Genomic DNA, 21,208 nt, shown 5'->3' on the forward strand with positions numbered 1-21,208 from the left:
TGAAAAGGTCGCCGAGGTCGAGCAAGTCCTGTTGAACAGACATAAAAAATCCGATGCCAGAGATCTGACATCGGATTTTCGAAGAAGCCCGGCGAGGATTCAAATGCTTAAGTGAACAGCATTACGCGTTTGCGGGGCTCTTTGTTCTTGCGGCGGATCAGCTGCCTTTAACAGCTTTGCCGTTGACGGTGCCGTCCTGGAGCATGATGTTGTACTCCTTGCCGTCGGTTTCAACCTGTTGCAGGCGAACCAGCAGGTAATCCCAATCCTTGGCGAACCAGAGGACGGTGATGCGCTTGCTTTGTGTCGGGTCGCGCACGCGCTCGACCTTGATCGCATCGATCTTGCCAGCCTTGGTCTCGACTTTTTCCGAACCCAGCACGCGGAAGTCATAGGTATCGACTTCACCGTCATCGACCACTTGATAGCTCATGGTCTTCTTGCCGGCAGCAACGTCATGTTGCAGTGCCAACTGGTAAGTGGACTTGTCGACCATGCCGCGATTCAGCGGAATCTTCACCGCGTCGCCACGGTCGGTACCGGTGACCATTTTGCTGTTCCAGTCGAAATCCAGATCAGCCTTTTTCGCTTTTCCCAGACCGCCACGTTCAAAGTGGTAGGACTGCGGCAGCAGGGTGTCCTTGTCCAGGGTCAGGGTGCTTTCTTCGGTCAGGCTGGCAATCATCATCGAAGCCTTGAAGCTGAGCTTCCAGACGCCGTTGGCTTCCTTGACCAGACTGCGCTCGGCGGTGCCGCTCATGGGCAACTGCTTCCAGTCGGCGGTGTAGCTGGCGGAGAACGGTTGAAGGTCCGCTGCCTGCGCGAAGGGCAGGGCGAGCAGAGCGCAAGCGAAGAGCAGGGCGCGACGCATAATATCTCCTAGTTTCGAATCAAGTGGCCGCTGGCCGCGAGTAACTGGCCGTCCAGCAAAGCACCGTGTTCACCGAGTGCCAGTCTGCCTTCGGCAAACCAGCGTACTGCCATCGGGTAGATCAGGTGTTCCTGAACGTGGACTCGCTGCGCCAGACTCTGCGGCGTGTCGTGCAACTCTACCGGTAATACTGCCTGTACGACCAGTGGTCCGCCATCGAGTTCCTCGGTGACGAAGTGCACGGAGCAGCCGTGCTCAGTGTCACCGGCCTCCAGCGCGCGCTGATGAGTGTGTAACCCTTTGTATTTGGGCAGCAGCGACGGGTGGATGTTGAGCAGGCGACCCTGATAGTGGCGAACGAAATTAGCGCTGAGAATGCGCATGAAGCCGGCCAGCACCACAAGTTTCGGTTTGAATTCGTCGATCAGTTCGATCAGGGCAGCATCGAAGGCCTCGCGACCTTCGAATGCCTTGTGATCCAGCGCGCGGGTGGCGATACCCGCAGCACTGGCGCGTTGCAGGCCGTAGGCATCGGCGCGATTGGAAATCACTGCAGCGATGCGGACCGGACTGTCGCCGGTCCGCGTGCTGTCGATCAGAGCCTGCAAGTTACTGCCGGTGCCGGACAACAGCACCACGACATCACAGGTTGCGGACATTAATGAGCCTTAAGGTTCTGCAGATCAACCTGGGCAGCGCCTTCGGCAGCAGCAGCGATCTGACCGATGACCCAAGGCTGTTCGCCGGCGTCACGCAGGGTTTTCAGGGCTACTTCAACGTGCTCTTGAGCCACGCAGATGACCATGCCAACGCCGCAGTTCAGTACGCGGTGCATCTCGGTTTCGTCAACGTTGCCTTTTTCCTGCAGCCAGTCGAACACGGCAGGGCGAGTCCAGCTAGCCACGTCAACCACCGCCTGAGCGCCTTTTGGCAGTACGCGCGGGATGTTGTCGAGCAGGCCACCACCGGTGATGTGGGCCATGGCTTTGACCGCGCCGGTGTCTTTGATCAGCTTGAGCAGCGGCTTCACGTAGATACGGGTCGGGGCCATCAGCAGGTCGGTCAGCGGTTTGCCGTCGAGCTGGATGTTTTCGATGTCGGCACCGGAGACTTCGATGATCTTGCGGATCAGCGAGTAGCCGTTGGAGTGCGGGCCGGACGATGGCAGAGCGATCAGCGCATCACCAGTGGCGACTTTCGAGCCGTCGATGATTTCCGATTTTTCCACGACGCCGACGCAGAAGCCGGCCAGGTCGTAGTCTTCGCCTTCGTACATGCCTGGCATTTCAGCGGTTTCACCGCCTACCAGCGAGCAGCCCGACAGTTCGCAGCCAGCGCCGATGCCGGTTACCACCTGGGCAGCGGTGTCGACATTCAGTTTGCCGGTGGCGTAGTAGTCGAGGAAGAACAGTGGCTCAGCGCCGCAAACGACGAGGTCGTTCACGCACATGGCAACCAGGTCGATACCGATGCTGTCGTGCTTGTTCAGGTTCAGCGCCAGACGCAGCTTGGTGCCGACGCCGTCGGTACCGGAAACCAGAACTGGCTGCTTGTAGCCGGCCGGGATTTCGCAGAGGGCGCCGAAACCGCCCAGGCCGCCCATGACTTCCGGGCGCGCAGTGCGCTTGGCGACGCTCTTGATGCGTTCGACCAATGCTTCACCGGCGTCGATGTCTACACCGGCGTCCTTGTAGCTCAGGGAGGGTTGCTTGCTCATGATCCAGGCCTTTAGGGGAGGGGATTCAGGGGTAACGACCGAGTTCAGCGGGAACGTCGAAATCGAGGGTGGCGATGGCCTCACGCGAGTTTCGAGGTGCCCGGCTGTTGCCGGTCTGCGAAGGCGCGCGATTTTATCAGGCTTGAGGGGCAGCGGCCATCCTCGCACCGACGGGCAGGGCCATATCAGCGGAAATTTTTTGCAATTGAGCCGTATGAACGCCTGTATAAGGTGTGGCGATTAACCGTCTATCGTTATCACTGTGCAAAAACTTACCGCTACCGTGTGAATGTTTTGCGATGGCAGATTGTCACAGCCTTGCTTAACCGGTTCACGCGGCCTGTTCCAGCCGCTCCTGTCGACGGGAATTTTCCATGCGTTTTTGTAAATTGTTGTTTGTGGGTTGTTTGTCTCTGCTCAGCCTGGCGAGTCACGCCGAAAATCTCAAAGGCCTTTATCAAGTGCGTGAGCCGGTCAATGGCCAGGCTCCGGAAGAACGTGATCGCGCCACGCAGGCGGCGCTCGACACGTTGGTGCTGCGTTTGACGGGCGATCCGAAAGCTGCGCAAAACCCGGGGCTGGCGGCGATTCGCAAGGATCTGCAGCAAATTATCAGTCAGTTCGGTTTCGATGCCGGGCCGCCGGAGGTGCTGAAGGTCGATTTCGATCCGGCGACCACCGAGCAGGCGCTGCGTCGGGCCGGCCTGTCGTTGTGGGGCGCCAGTCGGCCGTCGATTCTGAGCTGGTGGCTGAACGATTCGGCCGAAGGTTCTAGCCTGGTCGGTGACGGTCAGGCCGCTGCCGCGCCGTTGCGTACCGCCGCTCAGCATCGCGGCTTGCCATTGCGTTTGCCGTTGGCGGACTTGAGCGAGCAACTGGTTGCCACGGCGCCAGCGCTGGAAGGCACGGATCCGGCACCGTTGCGCGGCGCCTCCGAGCGCTACAACGCTGACGCCTTGCTGGCGGTGCATGCCCGCGAAGAAGGCGGGCAATGGCAGGCCAAGTGGCACTTGTGGCTGGGCGACCAGAAAGAGGCGGGCAGTGTGCAGGGCGCCGATCAGGCCGCTGTCGCTGATGCGGTGATGCTGGCGGTGGCTGAGCGTCTGGCGCCACGATTTGTGGCCAAGCCCGGCGCTTCGGGTCAGCAGACTCTGGAAGTGCAGGGCATGAATCTTGAACATTACGCGGCGCTGTTGCGGTTACTCGAGCCGTTTGGCGTGCGTCTGCAAAGTGTTGATGGCGATCGCATCGTTTATCGGGTCAATGGCAGTGCCGATCAAATGCGTGCGCAGTTGTCGCTGGCCAAGTTGCAGGAGTTGCCCGCCGAAGCCCCGGTTCCGGTGGCAGCGCCACAGCCAGTGGCTGGTGGCGCAACACCTGTCGCGGCCCCGGCCACGACCCCGGCAGCACCGTCGTTGCGGTTTCGCTGGTAAGTCTTTCCTTATATAGAAGCTACAGGAGTGGTACATGGCCGATACGCGGCGTTGGTTCTGGCTCGGTGGGGTAGTCCTGCTTTGCGCGTTTGTGTGGTTGCTGCACCCGATCCTCACGCCGTTTCTGGTGGCGCTGCTGCTGGCTTATCTGTTCGATCCACTGGTGGATCGTCTGGAAAAACTCGGGCTGTCGCGAACCTGGGGCGTGATCGCGGTGTTTGCGTTGTTCACGCTGATCGTCACCGCACTGATGCTGGTGCTGGTGCCGATGCTCGCCAAGCAGTTGCTGCGTCTGTACGAACTGGCACCGCAGATGCTCGACTGGTTGCAGCACACAGCTGTGCCGTGGGCGCAGTCGAAGCTGGGGTTGTCGGACGGTTTCTGGAAGTTCGATAAGGTCAAGGCCGCGATCAGCGAGCACATGGGTCAGACCACCGACATTGTCGGCGTGGTGCTGAGTCAGGCAACGGCCTCCAGTCTGGCGCTGATCGGCTGGCTGGCCAATCTGGTGCTGATCCCGGTGGTGAGTTTCTACCTGCTGCGCGACTGGGACGTGATGATGGCCAAGATCCGCAGCCTGTTGCCGCGTGATCGTGAAGAGCGTGTAGTCGCTCTGGCTGGCGAATGTCATGAGGTGCTGGGCGCGTTCGTTCGTGGTCAGTTGCTGGTGATGCTGGCGCTGGGTGTGATTTATGCGGCAGGCCTGATGATTGTCGGTCTGGAACTGGGGCTGTTGATCGGCCTGATCGCGGGGCTGGCGGCGATCGTGCCGTACATGGGCTTCGTGATCGGCATTGGCGCAGCGCTGATTGCCGGGTTGTTCCAGTTCGGTGGTGATCTGTACCCGATGGTCGGGATCGTCGCGGTGTTCATGGTTGGTCAGGCGCTTGAGGGTATGGTGTTGACCCCGTTGCTGGTTGGTGATCGTATTGGTCTGCACCCGGTGGCGGTAATCTTCGCGATTCTGGCTGGCGGCGAGCTGTTCGGTTTCACCGGTGTGCTGTTGGCCTTGCCGGTGGCGGCGGTGATCATGGTGCTGGTGCGCCATGTGCACGACTTGTACAAGGATTCCGAGATCTATAGCGGTGTGGACGAGCCGGAGTTGTAACGGTGCAGGGCGGCCCGGCGATTAGCCGGGTTGGCCCGTGTCCTGCAGGCGCTGGCGCCAAAGAATCTGTCATAAAACCAGCGTGTTAACGCAAACCTTTGATTTTGCTTGGACTCTGTCGCATTGTGCGCTCAGCTTCACGGGTATAAACTTCGCAAACTTTACACAGAGGCCACTAACGGTTCCTTGAGAACTGTTCAGTCAGCATGAAACCGATTCAGCTGCCCCTAGGTGTGCGTCTGCGTGACGACGCCACCTTCATCAACTACTACCCAGGCGCCAATGCCGCTGCACTCGGCTATGTCGAGCGTCTATGCGAAGCCGACGCCGGCTGGACAGAAAGCCTGATCTACCTGTGGGGCAAACACGGCGTAGGGCGGACGCATCTGTTGCAGGCCGCGTGCTTGCGCTTCGAACAGATGGGTGAACCGGCTGTGTATTTGCCGTTGGCCGAGTTGATGGACCGCGGCGTTGAAATCCTCGACAACCTCGAACAGTACGAACTGGTTTGCCTGGACGACTTGCAGGTGATTGCCGGCAAGGCTGACTGGGAAGAGGCGATGTTTCATCTGTTCAATCGTCTGCGTGACAGCGGTCGGCGCTTGCTGATTGCCGCCTCCACCTCTCCGCGTGAATTGCCGGTCAAACTGGCTGACTTGAAATCCCGCCTGACGCTGGCGCTGATTTTCCAGATGCGCCCGCTCTCCGATGAAGACAAATTGCGCGCCTTGCAATTGCGCGCGTCGCGTCGCGGTCTGCACCTGACTGACGAAGTCGGGCATTTTATTTTGACTCGCGGCACTCGCAGCATGAGTGCGCTGTTTGACTTGCTTGAACAACTCGATCAGGCCTCATTGCAGGCGCAGCGCAAGCTGACCATTCCCTTCCTGAAAGAAACGCTAGGCTGGTAACGGCGCGGCTTTCAGCGTGTTTCGGCATATTTCAGGCGCCAGAAAATCCGCTTTCCTGCGAGGTGCGCAGGCCGCGTATCGGTTCAAATGGGCTTAAGCGCTTAGATGTAAACGAGAAACCGGGAAGTCACAAAAAGATCGATTGAATTTGCAAATGAGGCTGATAGCGGGCATAGTCTCGGCTTCTTTACAACTATCAGCCACGGTCGTGCCCATGCTAAAGCGCTTCGCACCCCTCGTGCCTCTCGCACTCGTCACCCTGTTGTACGGTTGCGCTGCTCATTCTCCAGTTCAAGAGCAGCCTCAACAGGTTAAAAATTCTGCCACGGCTCAGTCTTCCGTTATTTACCAGGAAGAGCTGGACACCGAAAAAGAGCTCAACGAATTCAATGGCAAGAAGCCTTATCAGCTTCCTGTTCTGGCCGACAGCATCCTCGAACGCGGCATGTCCCTGATCGGTACCCGTTACCGTTTCGGCGGTACCTCTGAAGCCGGTTTCGATTGCAGCGGCTTCATCGGTTACCTGTTCCGCGAAGAAGCTGGCATGAACCTGCCGCGCTCGACCCGCGAAATGATCAACGTTGATGCGCCGCTGGTCTCGCGCAGCAACCTTGAGCCGGGCGATCTGCTGTTCTTCGCCACCAACGGTCGTCGTGGTCGTGTCAGTCACGCCGGGATCTACCTGGGTGACAACCAGTTCATCCACTCCAGCAGTCGTCGCAGCGGCGGTGTTCGCATCGACAGCCTGGGTGACAGCTACTGGAGCAAGACCTTCATCGAAGCGAAACGCGCTCTGGCCAACGCTCCAACCGTCGTCACTGCTCGCAAGTAATTCCCCCGATGTCGCTGCGCTCGCGGCGACAATCAGGCTCCATGCAACAGAGTAGACGTAGACTTTACAAGGTGAAGTTAAAGTCTTACTTGAAGTTTGCCGCGTAGCCGCTAGAATCCTGTATCTATATTGATGGCAAACCGCCTGCGTGCTCACGCAGGCGGTTTTGTTTTCTGTCCATCGGCAGAAAAAGCCGCAGCCAGATCAGGATGTTCTGCTTATGACGATGTCGGCCCGCCTCACGTTGATGTTCTTCGCAGCGCTGCTCAGCGCCTGCGCCAGTCGTACGCCGCCACCTGCGCCGGTGGTTCGCGCTCCGGTCGTATTCGGTCCTTCGCAAGCTTTCTCGCCGGCTGCTGAAGACGTGTTGTTTCGCGCGCTCGGCCTGGTGGGTACGCCGTATCGCTGGGGCGGCAACACGCCGGATTCGGGATTTGATTGCAGCGGATTGATCGGTTTTGTCTATCGTGATGCGGCGGGGATTTCGCTGCCGCGCTCCACGCGCGAGATGATCGTCATGCAGGCGCCGAATGTCGGCAAGGAAGGCTTGCAGACCGGCGACCTGATCTTCTTCGCCACCAATGGCGGCTCGCAGGTCAGTCATGCAGGGATTTACGTCGGGGAAGGGCGCTTCGTGCATGCGCCGGCCACGGGCGGCACGGTGAAGCTGGACAGCCTGTCGAAGGCGTACTGGCAGAAAGCTTATCTGAGTGCCAAGCGGGTATTGCAGCCGGAGCATCTGGCGCATAACCCGTAATTCAAGTTGCCTAAAAGCTAATGTGTAGGAGTGAGCCTGCTCGCGATGACGGTGTCACATTCAACATCAATGTTGAATGATCGACCGCTATCGCGAGCAGGCTCACTCCTACAGTTGTTTGTGCATGGCGAAAATTATTTGCTGGCCGACACTCGCCACACCTTATTGCCAACATCGTCCGCCACCAGCAAACCACCTTGCTGATCGATCACCACGCCTACCGGCCGACCCAAAGCATTCTCGTCCTTGTCGAGGAACCCGGTCAGCACATCCACCGGTTTGCCGCTCGGCTTGCCGCCGGTAAACGGCACGAAAATCACTTTGTAGCCACTGTGCGGTTTGCGATTCCATGAGCCGTGCTGGCCAATAAACGCGCCTTCCTTGAACTGCGCCGGCAGCGTGTTGCCCTCGGCAAAGCTCAGGCCCAGTGAGGCGGTGTGCGGCCCGACCGCGTAATCCGGGGCGATGGCTTTGGCCACCAGGTCCGGGTTCTGCGGCGTAACACGCACATCGACATGCTGACCGTAATAACTGAAAGGCCAGCCATAAAACCCACCGTCTTTCACGGAAGTGATGTAGTCCGGCACCAGGTCACTGCCGATCTCGTCGCGCTCATTCACCGCTGTCCACAGTGCGCCGCTGGTGGGCTCCCACGCCAGGCCATTGGGGTTGCGGATGCCTGAGGCAAAAATGCGGTGATTGCCGGTCGCCCGATCAACTTCCCAGATCGCCGCGCGACCTTCTTCCTTGTCCAGGCCGTTTTCGCCGACGTTGCTGTTCGAACCTACGGTGACATAGAGCTTGCTGCCGTCCTTGCTGGCAATGACGTTTTTGGTCCAGTGGTGATTCAGTGTCCCGCCCGGCAGATCGACAACCTTGATTGGCTGCGACTTGATCTCGGTCGCGCCGGGTTCGTAGTTAAAGCGCAGCAAGCGATCGGTATCAGCGACGTAAAGATCGTTGCCAACCAGCGTCATGCCGAACGGCGAGTTGAGGTTCTGCAGAAACACCGTGCGGGTCTCGGCAACGCCATCATGATCGGCGTCACGCAGCAAGGTGATGCGGTTCGGACTCGGCACGCCAGCGCCGGCCTTGCCCATGACCTTCTTCATCACCCAGCCACGAATGCCACTGCTGTCATCGGGCTTTGGCGGGGCATTGGTTTCCGCCACGAGCACATCTCCGTTGGGCAGCACATAGAGCCAGCGCGGATGATCGAGGCCTTCGGCGAATGACGCGACCTGAGTGCCAGCCGCCGCAGTCGGTTTGCCGCCGTCGGGCCAGCCGATCGCCGGGGCAATGTTAACCGTCGGAATCAGGGTCTTGTTTGGTTCAGGCAATTTCGGTGATGGGCCGGTGCCGTCGGAGACTTGCAGGCTGGAGGATTCACCACAGGCGGCGAGCCCTCCGGCGAAGGCGATGACAAAAACGAGCTGGGGCTTGCGCATTGCTGATCTTCCCTATGAATGCATTCCTAATCATAGAGAAGGGCGCAAGCCCGATGGTTCAACTGCTCAGCCGCGGGCTTCCTTGAACAGCACGGCGATGCCCGGGTGATAGTTGCCGGCTTCGCTGCGCAATTTGCGGTAGGCGTAGGGGAAATACCAGGCGACCGCGCAGGTGTGTTCCTTTTGCAGGTCGTCGACCATGTCTTGCAGTTCTTCGGGGCTGGCGCTGTGCTGGGCTTTCTGCGGCGCGACAAACAGGCAGCCTAGCTTGAGGTCGCTGGCATAGCTGATGCGTTTGGCGTCGTTGGTGATGTCCAGCAGGGCTTGAGTCAGATTCAGGTTGGTAACCTTTGGCCAGCGCTGAGTGGCCTGGATAAAGGCGCGGTCTTCGGCACCGGCGAGAAACAGATCGGCGCGGGCATTGCGCTCGCCTTCTTCGTTCTGTTTACGCGTGGCAGTCTCGTTCAAAGTGACCAGCTCAGCCATCCAGGCTGCGGCCGAGAGCACTCCGAGATTGGCTTTCTCGTCATGCCAGTAAGGGGTGTCGCTGTCGCCGCGCACGGCGTTGTAGCGGTCGATACAGTCAAACCAGCGTTCAAGCACCGGGCGCAGGAATTCCAGGCGCGGGTTGCTGATGATCATGCCTTGCATCGTCATCATCCTTTATTGTTGTAGTGGGCTTTTCGAGAAAAGCATGGCTCTTTGATATCATTTGTATCAGTGTGGCACAAGATTGGCGGCAGATAAGTGATCGGCGGCAGTTATTCGCCCGATGGCCGCCTCTTTAATTGACGCTCCACCCCCAACCCTCTAACCTTCGCGGCTTGTTTCAGGTGCTCTGTGACCTGCGTCGACAGAGTGAAACAGGGAAGCCGGTGAGGGTTGTCTTCGCACGAAGAACCACCACGATCCCGGCGCTGCCCCCGCAACGGTAAATGAGTGAAAACTGCGCCTTGAGCCACTGCCTCGAAAGAAGCGGGAAGGCGCGCAGTCAGGCATGCGCCGCTCATGAGCCCGGAGACCGGCCTGATCCATCCAGCGGCATCACGGTGGGCGATGCCAGGCTTTTTGCCGTCTATTCTTGTGCCTGCCCGCCGTTATCCAGCCTCAACGGAGAGCTCCCCCATGACTGATTCCCCCGAGCGCGACGAACGCCATCTGGCGCGTATGCAGCGCAAAAAAGCCGTGATCGACGAACGCATTGCCAACTCGCCCGACGAGTGCGGCCTGGTGCTGGTGCTCACCGGCAATGGCAAAGGCAAAAGCAGCTCGGCGTTCGGCATGCTCGCCCGCGCCATGGGCCACGGCATGCAGTGCGGTGTGGTGCAGTTCATCAAGGGCCGCAACAGCACCGGCGAAGAGTTGTTCTTCCGGCGCTTCCCCGAGCAAGTGCGCTTTCACGTGATGGGCGAGGGCTTCACTTGGGAAACCCAGGATCGTCAGCGCGACATCGCCGCCGCCGAAGCCGCGTGGGCCGTGTCCCGTGAATTGCTGCGTGATCCGTCGATCGGTCTGGTGGTGCTCGACGAATTGAACATCGCCCTCAAGCACGGCTACCTCGATCTTGATCAGGTGCTCAGCGATTTGCAGGCGCGTCCGCCGATGCAGCATGTGATCGTCACCGGTCGTGCGGCCAAGCCGGAAATGATCGAGATGGGCGACACGGTCACCGAAATGGGCATGCTCAAACACGCTTTCCAGGCCGGCATCAAAGCGCAGAAAGGCGTCGAACTTTGAATCAACCACGTCACTGCCCGGCGGTGCTCATCGCCGCGCCGGCCTCCGGTCAGGGCAAGACCACCGTCACCGCCGCGCTCGCCCGTTTGCATCGCAATCAGGGGCGCAAAGTGCGCGTGTTCAAATGCGGCCCGGACTTCCTTGATCCGATGATTCTCGAGCGCGCCAGCGGTGCGCCGGTGTATCAACTGGACATGTGGATGGTCGGCGAGCAGGAAAGTCGTCGTCTGTTGTGGGAAGCCGCCAATGAGGCGGATCTGATTCTGATCGAAGGCGTGATGGGCCTGTTCGACGGCACGCCTTCCAGCGCCGATCTGTCGCGGCACTTCGGCGTGCCGGTGCTCGGTGTGATCGACGGCACGGCCATGGCACAGACTTTTGGTGCGTTGGCGCTCGGTTTGGCCAGGTATCAGCCGGACTTGCCGTTTGCTGGCGTGCTGGCCAACCGTGTCGGCACCTTGCGCCATGCGCAATTGCTCGAAGGCAGCCTCACCGAAGGCCTGCGTTGGTATGGCGCATTGTCCCGTGAGACGGGCATCGAGTTGCCAAGTCGTCATCTCGGCCTGGTCCAGGCCAGTGAATTGAATGATCTGGATGTGCGTCTCGACGCCGCCGCCGACGCATTGGCCAGCAGTTGCGAGGTAGCGCTGCCACCGGCCGTGGAGTTTGCTGCACCGGACGTGATCGCTGTCGAGTCGTTGCTGAAGAATGTGCGAATTGCCGTCGCCCGTGATGAAGCGTTTGCTTTTACCTACGGCGCGAGTCTCGATCTATTGCGGGCGATGGGCGCCGAGTTGAGTTTCTTCTCGCCGATCCGCGACACGCAATTGCCTGAAGCGGACAGCCTATATTTGCCCGGTGGGTATCCGGAACTGCACCACGTTGCGTTGGCGCAGAACACCGCGATGTGTGAGGCGATTCGCGCGCATCACGCGGCGGGTAAGCCGTTGCTCGCCGAGTGTGGCGGGATGCTGTATCTGCTCGATTCGTTGACTGACGTTGAAGGCACCCGCGCTGAATTGGTCGGGCTGCTTAAGGGCGATGCGGTGATGCAGAAGCGTCTGGCGGCGTTGGCGTTGCAAGCGGTCGATCTGCCGGAAGGTTCGTTGCGTGGGCACACTTATCATCATTCGCTGACCACCACCGAACAGGCGCCGATTGCGCGGGGTTTGAGCCCGAATGGTGGGCGTGGCGCCGAGGCGGTTTATCGTGACGGGCGGATGACGGCTTCTTATGTGCACTTCTATTTCCCGTCGAACCCGAGTGCGATTGCCGCATTGTTTGCGCCAGACCGTGAGGCCGCCTTCGCGAGCAAGCTCGCTCCCACAGGGGATCGCGTTTCTTGAGCAAGCATCCCGTCCAATGTGGGAGCGAGCCTGCTCGCGAAGAGGCCATGACCGACAACACATTCTCCGAAGCCGAGCGCGAAGCGGTTTATAGAGCCATCGCCGAACGCCGCGACATGCGCCACTTCACCGGCGGCAGCGTCGAGCCGGAGCTGTTGCGCCGACTACTGGAAGCCGCCCACCAGGCCCCAAGCGTCGGCCTGATGCAGCCATGGCGTTTCATCCGCATCAGCGACCGCAGCCTGCGCGGGCAGATCCAGAATCTGGTGGAAGAAGAACGCATCCGCACAGCCGAAGCCCTCGGCGAGCGCAGTGACGAGTTCATGAGGCTCAAGGTCGAAGGCATCAATGATTGCGCCGAAGTGCTGGTCGCTGCGTTGATGGATGATCGCGAAAAGCACATTTTCGGTCGCCGTACATTGCCGGAAATGGACATGGCCTCGCTGTCCTGCGCGATCCAGAATCTATGGCTGGCCTCGCGCGCCGAAGGCCTCGGCATGGGCTGGGTCTCATTATTCGAGCCGCAGGCGCTCGCCGATCTGCTGAAGCTGCCCGAGGGTGCCAAGCCACTGGCGGTTTTATGCCTGGGGCCGGTCAAGGAATTCTATCCGGCGCCGATGCTGGTACTCGAAGGGTGGGCGCAGGCGCGGCCGCTCAATGAGTTGCTGTACGAAAATTATTGGGGAGTGAGTCAATGAGTGTGGCGTTGTTGAGTGTCGCCGCAGTGGCGCTGGATGCGCTGTTGGGTGAACCGAAACGCTGGCATCCGCTGGTGGCGTTCGGCAATTTCGCCGGGCGCATCGAGCAACGCTTCAACGCTGGTGGCCGGGGTTGGCGCAGCCATGGGGTCACTGCGTGGGTGATCGCGGTGCTGCCGCTGACCTTGCTCGCCACGGCGTTTTCCTGGGCGCCATACGTGGGCTGGGTCGTCGAGATTCTCGCGCTGTATTGCGCCCTTGGCATGCGCAGCCTCGGCGAGCATGTCGCGCCGGTCGCCGCCGCGTTGCGCGCGGATGATCTGGACGAGGCGCGCAAGCGTGTCGGCTATCTGGTCAGCCGCCAGACCGATGAACTCGACAGCACCGCCGTCGCCCGCGCCGCCACCGAGTCGGTGCTGGAAAACGGCAGCGATGCGGTGTTTGCCGCGCTGTTCTGGTTTGTCGTGGCGGGTGCGCCGGGCGTGGTCCTCTATCGCTTGAGCAACACGCTCGATGCGATGTGGGGCTATCGCAACGAACGCTTTGAGCGTTTCGGTTGGGCAGCAGCAAAAATCGACGACGTGTTGAACTACATTCCTGCGCGTCTGGTGGCATTGACCTACGCGCTGCTGGGTAAAACCCGACTCGCGCTGAAGTGCTGGCGCGCGCAGGCGCCGAAGTGGGACAGCCCCAACGCCGGCCCGGTGATGGCTGCCGGGGCCGGTGCCTTGGGCGTGGAGTTGGGCGGCCCGGCGATCTATCACGGCGAACTTCACGACCGTCCGCAACTCGGCGAAGGCGCTCAAGCGGATGCCGATTCCATCGACCGTGGCTGGCAATTGGTCCAGCGCGGGGTATGGTTATGGCTGCTGATTCTCTGCGTGGGGGCTGAATTCTATGCTTGAGCACGGTGGCCGGCTGCGCAAGGCTGCACACGATTACGGCATTGCCGAGGCGGACTGGCTCGACCTGTCCAGCGGCCTCGCGCCGTGGCCATTTCCGATCCCGGAAATCCCGCTGCGCGCTTGGGCGCGCTTGCCGGAAACCGATGACGGTCTGGAGCAAGCTGCGTGCGATTACTACGGTGCCGCGCAAGTGCTGCCGGTGGCCGGTTCGCAGATGGCCATCCAGTTGCTGCCGCGTTTGCGCCGGGCCGGCAAGGTCGGCGTGTTGTCGCCGTGTTATGCCGAACACGCCGAAGCGTGGCGGCGCAGTGGTTACATCGTGCGCGAAGTGCTGGAGCAGGAAGTCGAATTCTTTCTCGACAGCCTCGACGTGCTGGTGGTGGTCAACCCGAACAACCCGACCGGCTTGAGCCTGACCCCGGCACGATTGCTCGACTGGCACGCGCGGCTCGCCCGGCGCGGTGGCTGGCTGGTGGTCGATGAAGCCTTCATGGACAACACGCCGCAGTTGAGCCTGGCCCCGCATGCCCATCAAGTCGGGCTGATTGTGCTGCGCTCGTTCGGCAAATTTTTCGGTTTGGCCGGGGTGCGTCTGGGCTTTGTCCTGGCCGAACGCAAGTTGCTCAAACTGCTCGCTGAACAAGTCGGGCCATGGGCCGTGAGCGGGCCAACCCGAGTGCTTGGCCAGGTGTGCCTGCAAGACACCGAAGGCCACACCCGCCAACGCATTCGCAGCGATGAGGCCAGCGAACGATTGGCAACGCTGCTTGAGCGCTACGGCTTCAAGCCCCAGGGCGGTTGCGCGCTGTTCCAGTGGCTGATCACCGAGCATGCCGAAACGCTGCACGCATTCATGGCCCGTCGCGGCATCCTCCTGCGCATTTTCACCCACAACAGCAGTCTGCGTTTTGGTCTGCCCGCCGATGCGACTGAAGAGACGCGCCTCGAACAGGCTTTGATAGCCTTCACCAAGGACCACCCATGACCACCCTGATGGTGCAAGGCACCACTTCCGACGCCGGCAAAAGCACACTGGTGACGGCGTTGTGCCGCTGGGCAACTCGTCAGGGCGTTGCGGTCGTACCGTTCAAGCCGCAGAACATGGCGCTCAACAGTGCCGTGACCGCTGATGGCGGTGAGATTGGCCGCGCGCAAGCGGTGCAGGCGCAAGCCGCTCATCTCGAACCGCACACCGACATGAACCCGGTGCTGCTCAAGCCGAACAGCGACACTGGCGCGCAAGTGATCATCCATGGTCGTGCCGTCACCACGATGAACGCGGTTGCCTACCACGACTACAAAGCCATCGCGATGCAAGCCGTGCTGGCCTCGCATGAACGACTCAGTGCCGCTTATCCGCTGGTGATGGTCGAAGGCGCGGGCTCACCGGCCGAGATCAATCTGCGTGCCGGTGATATCGCCAACATGGGGTTTGCCGAAGCGGTGGATTGCCCGGTGTTGCTGATTGCCGACATCAATCGCGGCGGGGTTTTTGCCCATCTGGTCGGCACCCTCCAACTGCTGTCGCCGAGCGAGCAGGCACGGGTCAAAGGTTTCATCATCAACCGTTTTCGCGGCGACATCGCCTTGCTGCAACCGGGCCTTGATTGGCTGGAACAGCGCTCCGGCAAACCGGTGGTCGGCGTGTTGCCCTACGTGATGGATCTGCATCTGGAGGCCGAGGACGGCATCGATCAGCGCCAGACCGACAAGGCCGAACAAGTGCTGAAAGTGGTGGTGCCGGTGCTGCCGCGCATCAGCAATCACACTGACTTCGATCCGTTGCGCTTGCATCCGCAGGTTGATCTGCAATTCGTCGGCCCGGGGCAGGCGATCCCTGCTGCCGATCTGATCATCCTGCCGGGCTCGAAAAGCGTGCGCAGCGATCTGGCCTATTTACGTGCCAATGGCTGGGATACCGCGATCAATCGGCATCTGCGTTACGGCGGCAAAGTGCTGGGGATTTGCGGTGGTCTGCAGATGCTCGGTCAGCAGGTGCATGATCCGCTCGGCCTCGAAGGTGCGCCGGGCACGAGTGCCGGTTTGGGTTTGCTGGCGTTCGACACCACGCTTGAAGCCGAAAAGCAGTTGCGCAATGTGCGTGGGCGGCTGGCGCTGGAAAATGCCGAAGTCAGTGGCTATGAAATTCATGCGGGCGTGACCACGGGAGCGGCGCTGGAGAACGCAGCGGTGCATCTTGATGATGGCCGTTGCGACGGTGCGCAGAGCGCTGACGGGCAGGTGTTTGGCACGTATCTACATGGCTTGTTTGAATCGCCGACGGCGAGTGCAGCGCTGCTGCGCTGGGCCGGGTTGAGCGATGTGCAGCGGGTGGATTATCACGGCTTGCGCGAGCGTGATATCGAGCGCTTGGCGGATCTGGTGGAGAAGCATCTGGATACCGGCTTGTTGCGTCAGCTCTGTGGGATTTAAGGTGCTTGTGCTGGCCTCTTCGCGAGCAAGCTCGCTCCCACAGTGAATGCGGTTAACCATACATTTTGAGTACAACTCATAACCCTGTGGGAGCGAGCTTGCTCGCGAAGGGGCCAGTTGCCTCAACCCATAATTCTGTGGATAAAACCATGCTCCAACTGATCCTCGGCGGCGCCCGCTCCGGTAAAAGTCGTCTGGCCGAAAAACTCGCCAGCGATAGCGGCCTGGCGGTGACTTACATCGCCACCAGCCAGCCCCTCGATGGCGAGATGAGCGACCGCGTCGCCCACCACCGCGCGCGCCGTCCCGTCGAATGGGCGCTGATCGAAGAGCCGCTCGAATTGGCCCGCGTCCTGCGCGAATCCGCCAGCGCCGAGCGTTGCCTGCTGGTCGATTGCCTGACCCTGTGGCTGACCAACTTGCTGATGCTCGATGACGCCGAACGTCTCGCCGCCGAGCGCGAAGCTCTGCTCGACTGCCTGGCCTTGCTGCCGGGGGAAATCATTTTTGTCAGCAACGAGACCGGAATGGGTGTCGTGCCGCTGGGCGAATTGACTCGCCGCTACGTCGATGAAGCCGGTTGGCTGCATCAAGCTCTGGCTGAGCGCTGTCAGCGTGTTGTCCTGACCGTCGCCGGCCTGCCCCTGACTCTGAAAGGACCTGCGTTATGACTCAAACCTGGTGGCTGAACCCGTGTAAACCGGTCGATCTGAACGTCGTCGAACAAGCGACGGCGCGGCAACAGCAATTGACCAAACCGGCAGGTTCGCTGGGGCGTCTGGAATCGGTTGCGGTGCAACTGGCCGGTCTGCAAGGCCAGGTCAAACCGACGCTGGCGCAGGTCTGGATTGCGATTTTTGCCGGTGATCACGGCGTGGTCGCTGAAGGTGTTTCGGCGTTCCCGCAGGAAGTCACCGGGCAGATGCTGCTCAACTTTGTCAGCGGCGGTGCGGCGATCAGTGTGTTGGCGCGGCAGCTCGGTGCGCAGCTGGAAGTGGTTGATCTGGGCACGGTGAATCCAGCGCTGAACCTGGCGGGTGTGCGCCACTTGAATATCGGCCCGGGCACGGCCAACTTCGTGCGGGGCGCGGCGATAACTCAGGCTCAAGGCGAGCTGGCGTTGCAGGCCGGTCGCGACAGTCTGCTGCGGGCGAAAGCCGCAGGCGCACAGTTGTTCATCGGTGGCGAAATGGGCATCGGCAACACCACCGCCGCCAGCGCCTTGGCCTGTGCCTTGCTCGATTGCCCGGTGGCACATCTGACCGGTCCCGGCACCGGGCTGAATGCCGAAGGTGTCAGCCATAAAGCGCAAGTGATCGAGCGCGCATTGGCGTTGCACGTCGCGCAACGTGGCGATGCCTTGCAGACCCTGTTCAATCTTGGTGGTTTTGAAATTGTGGCGCTGGTCGGCGCGTATCTGGCGGCGGCTCAAGAAGGCGTTGCAGTATTGGTCGACGGCTTTATCTGCACGGTCGCTGCGCTGGTTGCGGTGCGCTTGAATCCGGACTGCCGCGAGTGGTTGTTGTTCGGTCACCGGGGCGCCGAGCCGGGCCATCGCCATGTGCTGGAAACGCTGAAAGCTGAGCCGTTGCTTGAACTCGGTCTGCGTCTGGGTGAGGGCAGTGGCGCCGCGTTGGCGGTGCCGTTGTTGCGTCTTGCCTGCGATCTGCACGGGCAGATGGCGACGTTCGCCGAAGCGGCGGTGGCGGATCGTCCGGCATGACCCTGCAACTGGATCTGTTGCGTCATGGTGAAACTGAACTCGGCGGTGGTTTGCGCGGTAGCCTCGACGATGCGCTGACCGAACAGGGTTGGGCGCAGATGCGTGCGGCGGTAGTCGAAGGCGGGCCGTGGCAGCGGATTGTCAGTTCGCCGTTGCAGCGTTGTGCGCGCTTCGCCGCCGAACTGGGCGAACAGCTGAGTCTTCCGGTGCAGCTGGACGAGGATCTGCAGGAGCTGCATTTCGGCGCATGGGAAGGGCAGAGCGCAGCGGCGTTGATGGAAACGGACGCCGAGGCCTTGGGGCTGTTCTGGGCTGATCCGTATTCCTTTACGCCACCGCAAGGTGAGCCGGTCAGCGCGTTTGCGGCTCGGGTGTTGGCAGCGGTTGCGCACCTGCACACTGCATACGCCGGGAAGCGGATTTTGCTGATCAGTCATGGCGGCGTGATGCGTCTGCTGTTGGCGCAAGCGCGAGGGTTGCCACGCGAACAACTGCTCAATGTCGAGGTCGGGCATGGCGCAATGTTTGCGCTGACGGTCGAGGTTGACGGTTCACTCAAGGAAGGTCGCTGACATGTTGCCGCTGTGGATCGCCCTGCAATTTCTCAGCAGCCTGCCGATCCGCTTGCCGGGGATGCCCGAGCCGGAGCAACTTGGGCGGTCGTTGCTGTTTTATCCGCTGGTGGGATTGCTGTTCGGCGTGATCCTGTGGGCGCTGAATCTCGCCTTGAGCGGTGCGCCGTTGTTGCTGCATGCGGCATTGCTGTTGACGGTTTGGGTGCTGCTCAGCGGCGCACTTCATCTGGATGGTCTGGCTGACAGCGCCGATGCCTGGCTCGGCGGTTTTGGTGATCGCGAGCGTACGTTGACGATCATGAAAGACCCGCGCAGCGGGCCGATTGCGGTAGTGACGCTGGTGCTGGTGTTGCAGCTCAAGTTTGCTGCACTGCTGGCGCTGATCGAGCAAGGGCATGGGCTGGTGTTGATCATTGTGCCGCTGCTCGGGCGGGCGGCGCTGTTGGGGTTGTTTCTGACGACGCCGTATGTGCGTGCGGGCGGGTTGGGGCAGGCGTTGGCGGATCATCTGCCGCGCAAAGCCGGGTGGCGGGTACTGGGCTTGAGTGCGCTGGGCTGCGTGTTGATCGCCGGGTTTGGCGCCGTTGTTGCGTTGGTGATTTCGGTCGTTGTGTTTGTCTGGCTGCGGCAAGTGATGATGCGGCGGTTGGGCGGGACGACGGGCGATACGGCGGGGGCGTTGCTGGAATTGCTGGAGATGGTGGTGTTGGTTGGATTGGTTTTGATCTGACAGTTTTGGATTGTCTGTGCTGGCCTCTTCGCGAGCAGGCTCGCTCCCACAGGGGATCGCATTGCAAATGTAGGAGTGAGCCTGCTCGCGATAGCGGTGTGTCAGGCGCCACAAATGTTATGGGTAAACTCATCTGTAACTTGATTTAACATAGTCGCGGGTATATACACGCATCATGCTTCCTTCTCAGTGTTTGTGCACCAACCTGCGTCGCGCCGCTCGTGGCGTCAGCAGGCATTACGACGGCGCTCTCGACGGCTTCGGGATCAACGTTGCCCAGTATTCTTTGCTGTGCAATCTGCAGCGTCTGGATCAACCGAGCATTTCCGAACTTGCCGAGGCGATGGGTCTGGACCGCAGCACCCTCGGGCGCAATCTGCGGGTATTGGAAGGCGAGGGGCTGGTGGCGCTGGCCGAAGGCGAGGACATGCGCAACCGTATCGTCAAACTCACCGAGACCGGCGTGCAACGCCTGGCAGCGGCACTGCCGGCCTGGGAAGCAGCGCAGCAGCGGTTGATCGACCGACTGGGCGCCGAGAAGCGTGAAACCTTGCTCAGATTGCTGGATGAACTGGCCTGAGGCCGGTTTTTTCCAAACTCAAGCGGGTATATACCCGCAAGCGGAGAATAACAATGACATCGATGTGGCGTACGTGCGGTTGGGTGTTGCTGGGGAGTGCGCTGATCCTGGCGCTGTCATTGGGCGTGCGGCACGGCTTCGGGTTGTTTCTGTCACCGATGAGCGCTCAGTTCGGCTGGGGAAGAGAGGTGTTCGCCTTCGCCATTGCCTTGCAGAATTTGATCTGGGGCCTGGCGCAACCGTTTACCGGTGCATTGGCTGACCGCTTCGGCGCGGCAAAAGTGGTGCTCGTCGGTGGGGTGCTCTACGCGGTGGGTCTGGTGTGCATGGGCCTGTCTGATTCGGCGGTGACGCTATCACTGAGCGCTGGCCTGCTGATCGGCATTGGTCTGTCCGGCACCTCGTTCTCGGTGATCCTCGGCGTCGTCGGCCGCGCGGTGCCGCCGGAAAAACGCAGCATGGGCATGGGCATTGCCAGCGCCGCCGGCTCTTTCGGCCAGTTCGCCATGTTGCCGGGTACCCTCGGCTTGATTGGTTGGCTCGGCTGGTCGGCGGCGTTGTTGGTAATGGGCTTGCTGGTGGCGCTGATCGTGCCGCTGGTGAGCATGCTCAAGGACAAGCCGCTGCCGGTGCTTGGCCATGAACAAACCCTGTCCGAAGCGTTGCGCGAAGCCTGCTCGCATTCCGGGTTCTGGCTGCTGGCGTTTGGTTTTTTCGTTTGCGGTTTTCAGGTGGTGTTCATCGGTGTGCACTTGCCGGCCTATCTGGTCGATCAGCATCTGCCGGCCAGTGTCGGCACCACGGTGCTGGCGTTGATCGGGCTGTTCAATATCTTCGGCACCTACACCGCCGGCTGGCTCGGCGGACGCATGTCCAAGCCGCGCTTGCTCACCACGTTGTATCTGCTGCGCGCAGTGGTGATCGTGTTGTTCCTGTGGCTGCCGGTGACGACCACGTCGGCGTACCTGTTTGGCATGGCCATGGGTTTCCTGTGGCTGTCGACGGTGCCGTTGACCAACGGTACGGTGGCGACCTTGTTCGGGGTGCGAAACCTGTCCATGCTCGGTGGCATCGTGTTCCTCTTCCATCAGTTGGGATCGTTCCTTGGCGGCTGGCTAGGCGGGGTGGTGTATGACCGAACCGGGAGTTATGACTTGATCTGGCAAGTGGCGGTTCTGCTGAGCCTGCTGGCAGCCGCGCTGAACTGGCCGGTGCGCGAGCGTCCGGTCGCACGCCTGCAAGCCGCAGCGAGCGCCGCATGAGCCGATTCTGGCGACGATTGGCCATCACGGCACTCGGCGCCGCTGTGCTGGCGCTGGTGTGGTGGGGCTGGCAGCAGGGCGGCCTGGCCTTGATGCAGTTGGGCATGAGCATTTGCTAGAAGCGGGCATGACGAGTAACGTC

Annotated in this window: 23 protein-coding genes and 1 riboswitch; of the genes, 18 read left to right on the top strand and 5 right to left on the bottom strand. The window is 60.9% G+C overall.

The genetic code is table 11. The annotated features are described in order from the left end of the window. Positions 1-157 precede the first annotated feature (157 nt). From AC0ZWN_RS27870 to purM, 3 genes are read right to left on the bottom strand one after another with little or no spacing between them, the layout of a single operon-like run. Complete coding sequence (locus AC0ZWN_RS27870) at positions 158-871, bottom strand: DUF3108 domain-containing protein (protein WP_095050229.1); 714 nt, start codon at positions 869-871, stop codon at positions 158-160. A gap of 8 nt (positions 872-879) precedes the next feature. Next, positions 880-1,530, bottom strand: a complete 651-nt coding sequence (purN, locus tag AC0ZWN_RS27875) for a phosphoribosylglycinamide formyltransferase (RefSeq protein ID WP_476337568.1) — start codon at positions 1,528-1,530, stop codon at positions 880-882. Continuing rightward, complete coding sequence (gene purM / locus AC0ZWN_RS27880; RefSeq protein ID WP_099758397.1) at positions 1,530-2,588, bottom strand: phosphoribosylformylglycinamidine cyclo-ligase; 1,059 nt, start codon at positions 2,586-2,588, stop codon at positions 1,530-1,532. The genes purN and purM overlap by 1 nt, the downstream gene beginning before the upstream one ends. 374 nt (positions 2,589-2,962) lie before the next feature. Between purM and AC0ZWN_RS27885 the strand changes: the two genes are divergently transcribed. The 5 genes from AC0ZWN_RS27885 (at position 2,963) to AC0ZWN_RS27905 (ending at position 7,629) form a co-directional block, all read left to right on the top strand. After that, positions 2,963-4,021, top strand: a complete 1,059-nt coding sequence (locus AC0ZWN_RS27885; protein ID WP_476337569.1) for a DUF2066 domain-containing protein — start codon at positions 2,963-2,965, stop codon at positions 4,019-4,021. Between the two features lie 34 nt (positions 4,022-4,055). After that, positions 4,056-5,129, top strand: a complete 1,074-nt coding sequence (locus tag AC0ZWN_RS27890) for an AI-2E family transporter (RefSeq protein ID WP_093440003.1) — start codon at positions 4,056-4,058, stop codon at positions 5,127-5,129. A gap of 206 nt (positions 5,130-5,335) precedes the next feature. Further along, positions 5,336-6,040 (top strand): DnaA regulatory inactivator Hda, encoded by a 705-nt coding sequence (gene hda / locus AC0ZWN_RS27895; protein WP_007919828.1) that lies wholly within the window; start codon positions 5,336-5,338, stop codon positions 6,038-6,040. Positions 6,041-6,254: 214 nt separating this feature from the next. Further along, positions 6,255-6,872 carry a C40 family peptidase gene (locus tag AC0ZWN_RS27900; protein WP_007919826.1) on the top strand — a complete coding sequence of 206 codons (618 nt, stop codon included), beginning with the start codon at positions 6,255-6,257 and terminating at the stop codon, positions 6,870-6,872. 220 nt (positions 6,873-7,092) lie between these two features. Next, positions 7,093-7,629 carry a C40 family peptidase gene (locus tag AC0ZWN_RS27905; protein WP_093440008.1) on the top strand — a complete coding sequence of 179 codons (537 nt, stop codon included), beginning with the start codon at positions 7,093-7,095 and terminating at the stop codon, positions 7,627-7,629. Between the two features lie 134 nt (positions 7,630-7,763). Here the strand turns inward: AC0ZWN_RS27905 and AC0ZWN_RS27910 are convergent, their stop codons facing one another. Together AC0ZWN_RS27910 and AC0ZWN_RS27915 are read right to left on the bottom strand one after the other, a co-directional pair. After that, the gene (locus tag AC0ZWN_RS27910; protein WP_476337572.1) at positions 7,764-9,077 is read right to left on the bottom strand and encodes a PQQ-dependent sugar dehydrogenase; all 1,314 of its coding nucleotides are present in this window, start codon (positions 9,075-9,077) and stop codon (positions 7,764-7,766) included. Between the two features lie 66 nt (positions 9,078-9,143). Further along, a complete protein-coding gene (locus tag AC0ZWN_RS27915; protein ID WP_476337573.1) occupies positions 9,144-9,728 on the bottom strand; it encodes a hypothetical protein in 585 nt (194 codons plus the stop codon). A gap of 163 nt (positions 9,729-9,891) precedes the next feature. After that, positions 9,892-10,121, top strand: a riboswitch (cobalamin riboswitch). An 81-nt stretch (positions 10,122-10,202) separates the two neighbouring features. On the opposite strand from AC0ZWN_RS27915, the gene cobO reads away from it, so the two are divergent. From cobO to AC0ZWN_RS27980, 13 genes are all read left to right on the top strand, one after another. Beyond that, a complete protein-coding gene (gene cobO, locus AC0ZWN_RS27920) occupies positions 10,203-10,814 on the top strand; it encodes a cob(I)yrinic acid a,c-diamide adenosyltransferase (RefSeq protein ID WP_003223053.1) in 612 nt (203 codons plus the stop codon). Then, entirely contained in the window at positions 10,811-12,160 is a 1,350-nt protein-coding gene (locus tag AC0ZWN_RS27925) for a cobyrinate a,c-diamide synthase (protein ID WP_476337574.1), read from the top strand. Before cobO ends, AC0ZWN_RS27925 begins: the two co-directional genes overlap by 4 nt. Positions 12,161-12,207: 47 nt before the next feature. Then, the gene (bluB, locus tag AC0ZWN_RS27930) at positions 12,208-12,858 is read left to right on the top strand and encodes a 5,6-dimethylbenzimidazole synthase (RefSeq protein ID WP_476337576.1); all 651 of its coding nucleotides are present in this window, start codon (positions 12,208-12,210) and stop codon (positions 12,856-12,858) included. Further along, entirely contained in the window at positions 12,855-13,763 is a 909-nt protein-coding gene (gene cbiB / locus AC0ZWN_RS27935; protein WP_476337577.1) for an adenosylcobinamide-phosphate synthase CbiB, read from the top strand. Before bluB ends, cbiB begins: the two co-directional genes overlap by 4 nt. After that, a complete protein-coding gene (gene cobD / locus AC0ZWN_RS27940; RefSeq protein WP_093440034.1) occupies positions 13,756-14,748 on the top strand; it encodes a threonine-phosphate decarboxylase CobD in 993 nt (330 codons plus the stop codon). The genes cbiB and cobD overlap by 8 nt, the downstream gene beginning before the upstream one ends. After that, on the top strand, positions 14,745-16,196 hold the full coding sequence (locus AC0ZWN_RS27945; RefSeq protein WP_476337578.1) for a cobyric acid synthase: 1,452 nt from the start codon (positions 14,745-14,747) through the stop codon (positions 16,194-16,196). Before cobD ends, AC0ZWN_RS27945 begins: the two co-directional genes overlap by 4 nt. 149 nt (positions 16,197-16,345) lie before the next feature. Further along, positions 16,346-16,867 carry a bifunctional adenosylcobinamide kinase/adenosylcobinamide-phosphate guanylyltransferase gene (gene cobU / locus AC0ZWN_RS27950; protein ID WP_116256509.1) on the top strand — a complete coding sequence of 174 codons (522 nt, stop codon included), beginning with the start codon at positions 16,346-16,348 and terminating at the stop codon, positions 16,865-16,867. After that, the gene (cobT, locus tag AC0ZWN_RS27955) at positions 16,864-17,919 is read left to right on the top strand and encodes a nicotinate-nucleotide--dimethylbenzimidazole phosphoribosyltransferase (RefSeq protein WP_476337581.1); all 1,056 of its coding nucleotides are present in this window, start codon (positions 16,864-16,866) and stop codon (positions 17,917-17,919) included. The genes cobU and cobT overlap by 4 nt, the downstream gene beginning before the upstream one ends. Beyond that, complete coding sequence (gene cobC, locus AC0ZWN_RS27960; RefSeq protein ID WP_476337582.1) at positions 17,916-18,491, top strand: alpha-ribazole phosphatase family protein; 576 nt, start codon at positions 17,916-17,918, stop codon at positions 18,489-18,491. The genes cobT and cobC overlap by 4 nt, the downstream gene beginning before the upstream one ends. Position 18,492: 1 nt before the next feature. Further along, entirely contained in the window at positions 18,493-19,224 is a 732-nt protein-coding gene (locus AC0ZWN_RS27965) for an adenosylcobinamide-GDP ribazoletransferase (protein ID WP_476337584.1), read from the top strand. 175 nt (positions 19,225-19,399) lie between these two features. Continuing rightward, the gene (locus AC0ZWN_RS27970; RefSeq protein ID WP_007919794.1) at positions 19,400-19,804 is read left to right on the top strand and encodes a MarR family winged helix-turn-helix transcriptional regulator; all 405 of its coding nucleotides are present in this window, start codon (positions 19,400-19,402) and stop codon (positions 19,802-19,804) included. Positions 19,805-19,857: 53 nt separating this feature from the next. After that, positions 19,858-21,066: an MFS transporter gene (locus AC0ZWN_RS27975; RefSeq protein WP_476337587.1), complete on the top strand. Its 1,209-nt coding sequence runs from the start codon at positions 19,858-19,860 to the stop codon at positions 21,064-21,066. Then, the gene (locus tag AC0ZWN_RS27980) at positions 21,063-21,185 is read left to right on the top strand and encodes a hypothetical protein (RefSeq protein ID WP_256573964.1); all 123 of its coding nucleotides are present in this window, start codon (positions 21,063-21,065) and stop codon (positions 21,183-21,185) included. Before AC0ZWN_RS27975 ends, AC0ZWN_RS27980 begins: the two co-directional genes overlap by 4 nt. The last annotated feature ends 23 nt before the right edge of the window (positions 21,186-21,208 follow it).

The sequence above is a fragment of the Pseudomonas sp. 3B-A001-10F genome, assembly GCF_056313565.1.

Bases quoted from the DNA above. Each gene is read 5' to 3' on its own strand.
- AC0ZWN_RS27970 (WP_007919794.1), top strand. From the start codon at position 19,400: ATGCTTCCTTCTCAGTGTTTGTGCACCAACCTGCGTCGCGCCGCTCGT.
- AC0ZWN_RS27945 (WP_476337578.1), top strand. From the start codon at position 14,745: ATGACCACCCTGATGGTGCAAGGCACCACTTCCGACGCCGGCAAAAGC.
- purM (WP_099758397.1), bottom strand. From the start codon at position 2,588: ATGAGCAAGCAACCCTCCCTGAGCTACAAGGACGCCGGTGTAGACATC.
- cbiB (WP_476337577.1), top strand. From the start codon at position 12,855: ATGAGTGTGGCGTTGTTGAGTGTCGCCGCAGTGGCGCTGGATGCGCTG.
- AC0ZWN_RS27975 (WP_476337587.1), top strand. From the start codon at position 19,858: ATGACATCGATGTGGCGTACGTGCGGTTGGGTGTTGCTGGGGAGTGCG.
- hda (WP_007919828.1), top strand. From the start codon at position 5,336: ATGAAACCGATTCAGCTGCCCCTAGGTGTGCGTCTGCGTGACGACGCC.
- cobT (WP_476337581.1), top strand. From the start codon at position 16,864: ATGACTCAAACCTGGTGGCTGAACCCGTGTAAACCGGTCGATCTGAAC.
- AC0ZWN_RS27980 (WP_256573964.1), top strand. From the start codon at position 21,063: ATGAGCCGATTCTGGCGACGATTGGCCATCACGGCACTCGGCGCCGCT.
- AC0ZWN_RS27915 (WP_476337573.1), bottom strand. From the start codon at position 9,728: ATGCAAGGCATGATCATCAGCAACCCGCGCCTGGAATTCCTGCGCCCG.
- cobO (WP_003223053.1), top strand. From the start codon at position 10,203: ATGACTGATTCCCCCGAGCGCGACGAACGCCATCTGGCGCGTATGCAG.
- AC0ZWN_RS27910 (WP_476337572.1), bottom strand. From the start codon at position 9,077: ATGCGCAAGCCCCAGCTCGTTTTTGTCATCGCCTTCGCCGGAGGGCTC.
- purN (WP_476337568.1), bottom strand. From the start codon at position 1,530: ATGTCCGCAACCTGTGATGTCGTGGTGCTGTTGTCCGGCACCGGCAGT.
- cobC (WP_476337582.1), top strand. From the start codon at position 17,916: ATGACCCTGCAACTGGATCTGTTGCGTCATGGTGAAACTGAACTCGGC.
- cobU (WP_116256509.1), top strand. From the start codon at position 16,346: ATGCTCCAACTGATCCTCGGCGGCGCCCGCTCCGGTAAAAGTCGTCTG.
- AC0ZWN_RS27885 (WP_476337569.1), top strand. From the start codon at position 2,963: ATGCGTTTTTGTAAATTGTTGTTTGTGGGTTGTTTGTCTCTGCTCAGC.
- AC0ZWN_RS27870 (WP_095050229.1), bottom strand. From the start codon at position 871: ATGCGTCGCGCCCTGCTCTTCGCTTGCGCTCTGCTCGCCCTGCCCTTC.
- cobD (WP_093440034.1), top strand. From the start codon at position 13,756: ATGCTTGAGCACGGTGGCCGGCTGCGCAAGGCTGCACACGATTACGGC.
- AC0ZWN_RS27900 (WP_007919826.1), top strand. From the start codon at position 6,255: ATGCTAAAGCGCTTCGCACCCCTCGTGCCTCTCGCACTCGTCACCCTG.
- AC0ZWN_RS27890 (WP_093440003.1), top strand. From the start codon at position 4,056: ATGGCCGATACGCGGCGTTGGTTCTGGCTCGGTGGGGTAGTCCTGCTT.
- AC0ZWN_RS27965 (WP_476337584.1), top strand. From the start codon at position 18,493: ATGTTGCCGCTGTGGATCGCCCTGCAATTTCTCAGCAGCCTGCCGATC.
- AC0ZWN_RS27905 (WP_093440008.1), top strand. From the start codon at position 7,093: ATGACGATGTCGGCCCGCCTCACGTTGATGTTCTTCGCAGCGCTGCTC.
- bluB (WP_476337576.1), top strand. From the start codon at position 12,208: ATGACCGACAACACATTCTCCGAAGCCGAGCGCGAAGCGGTTTATAGA.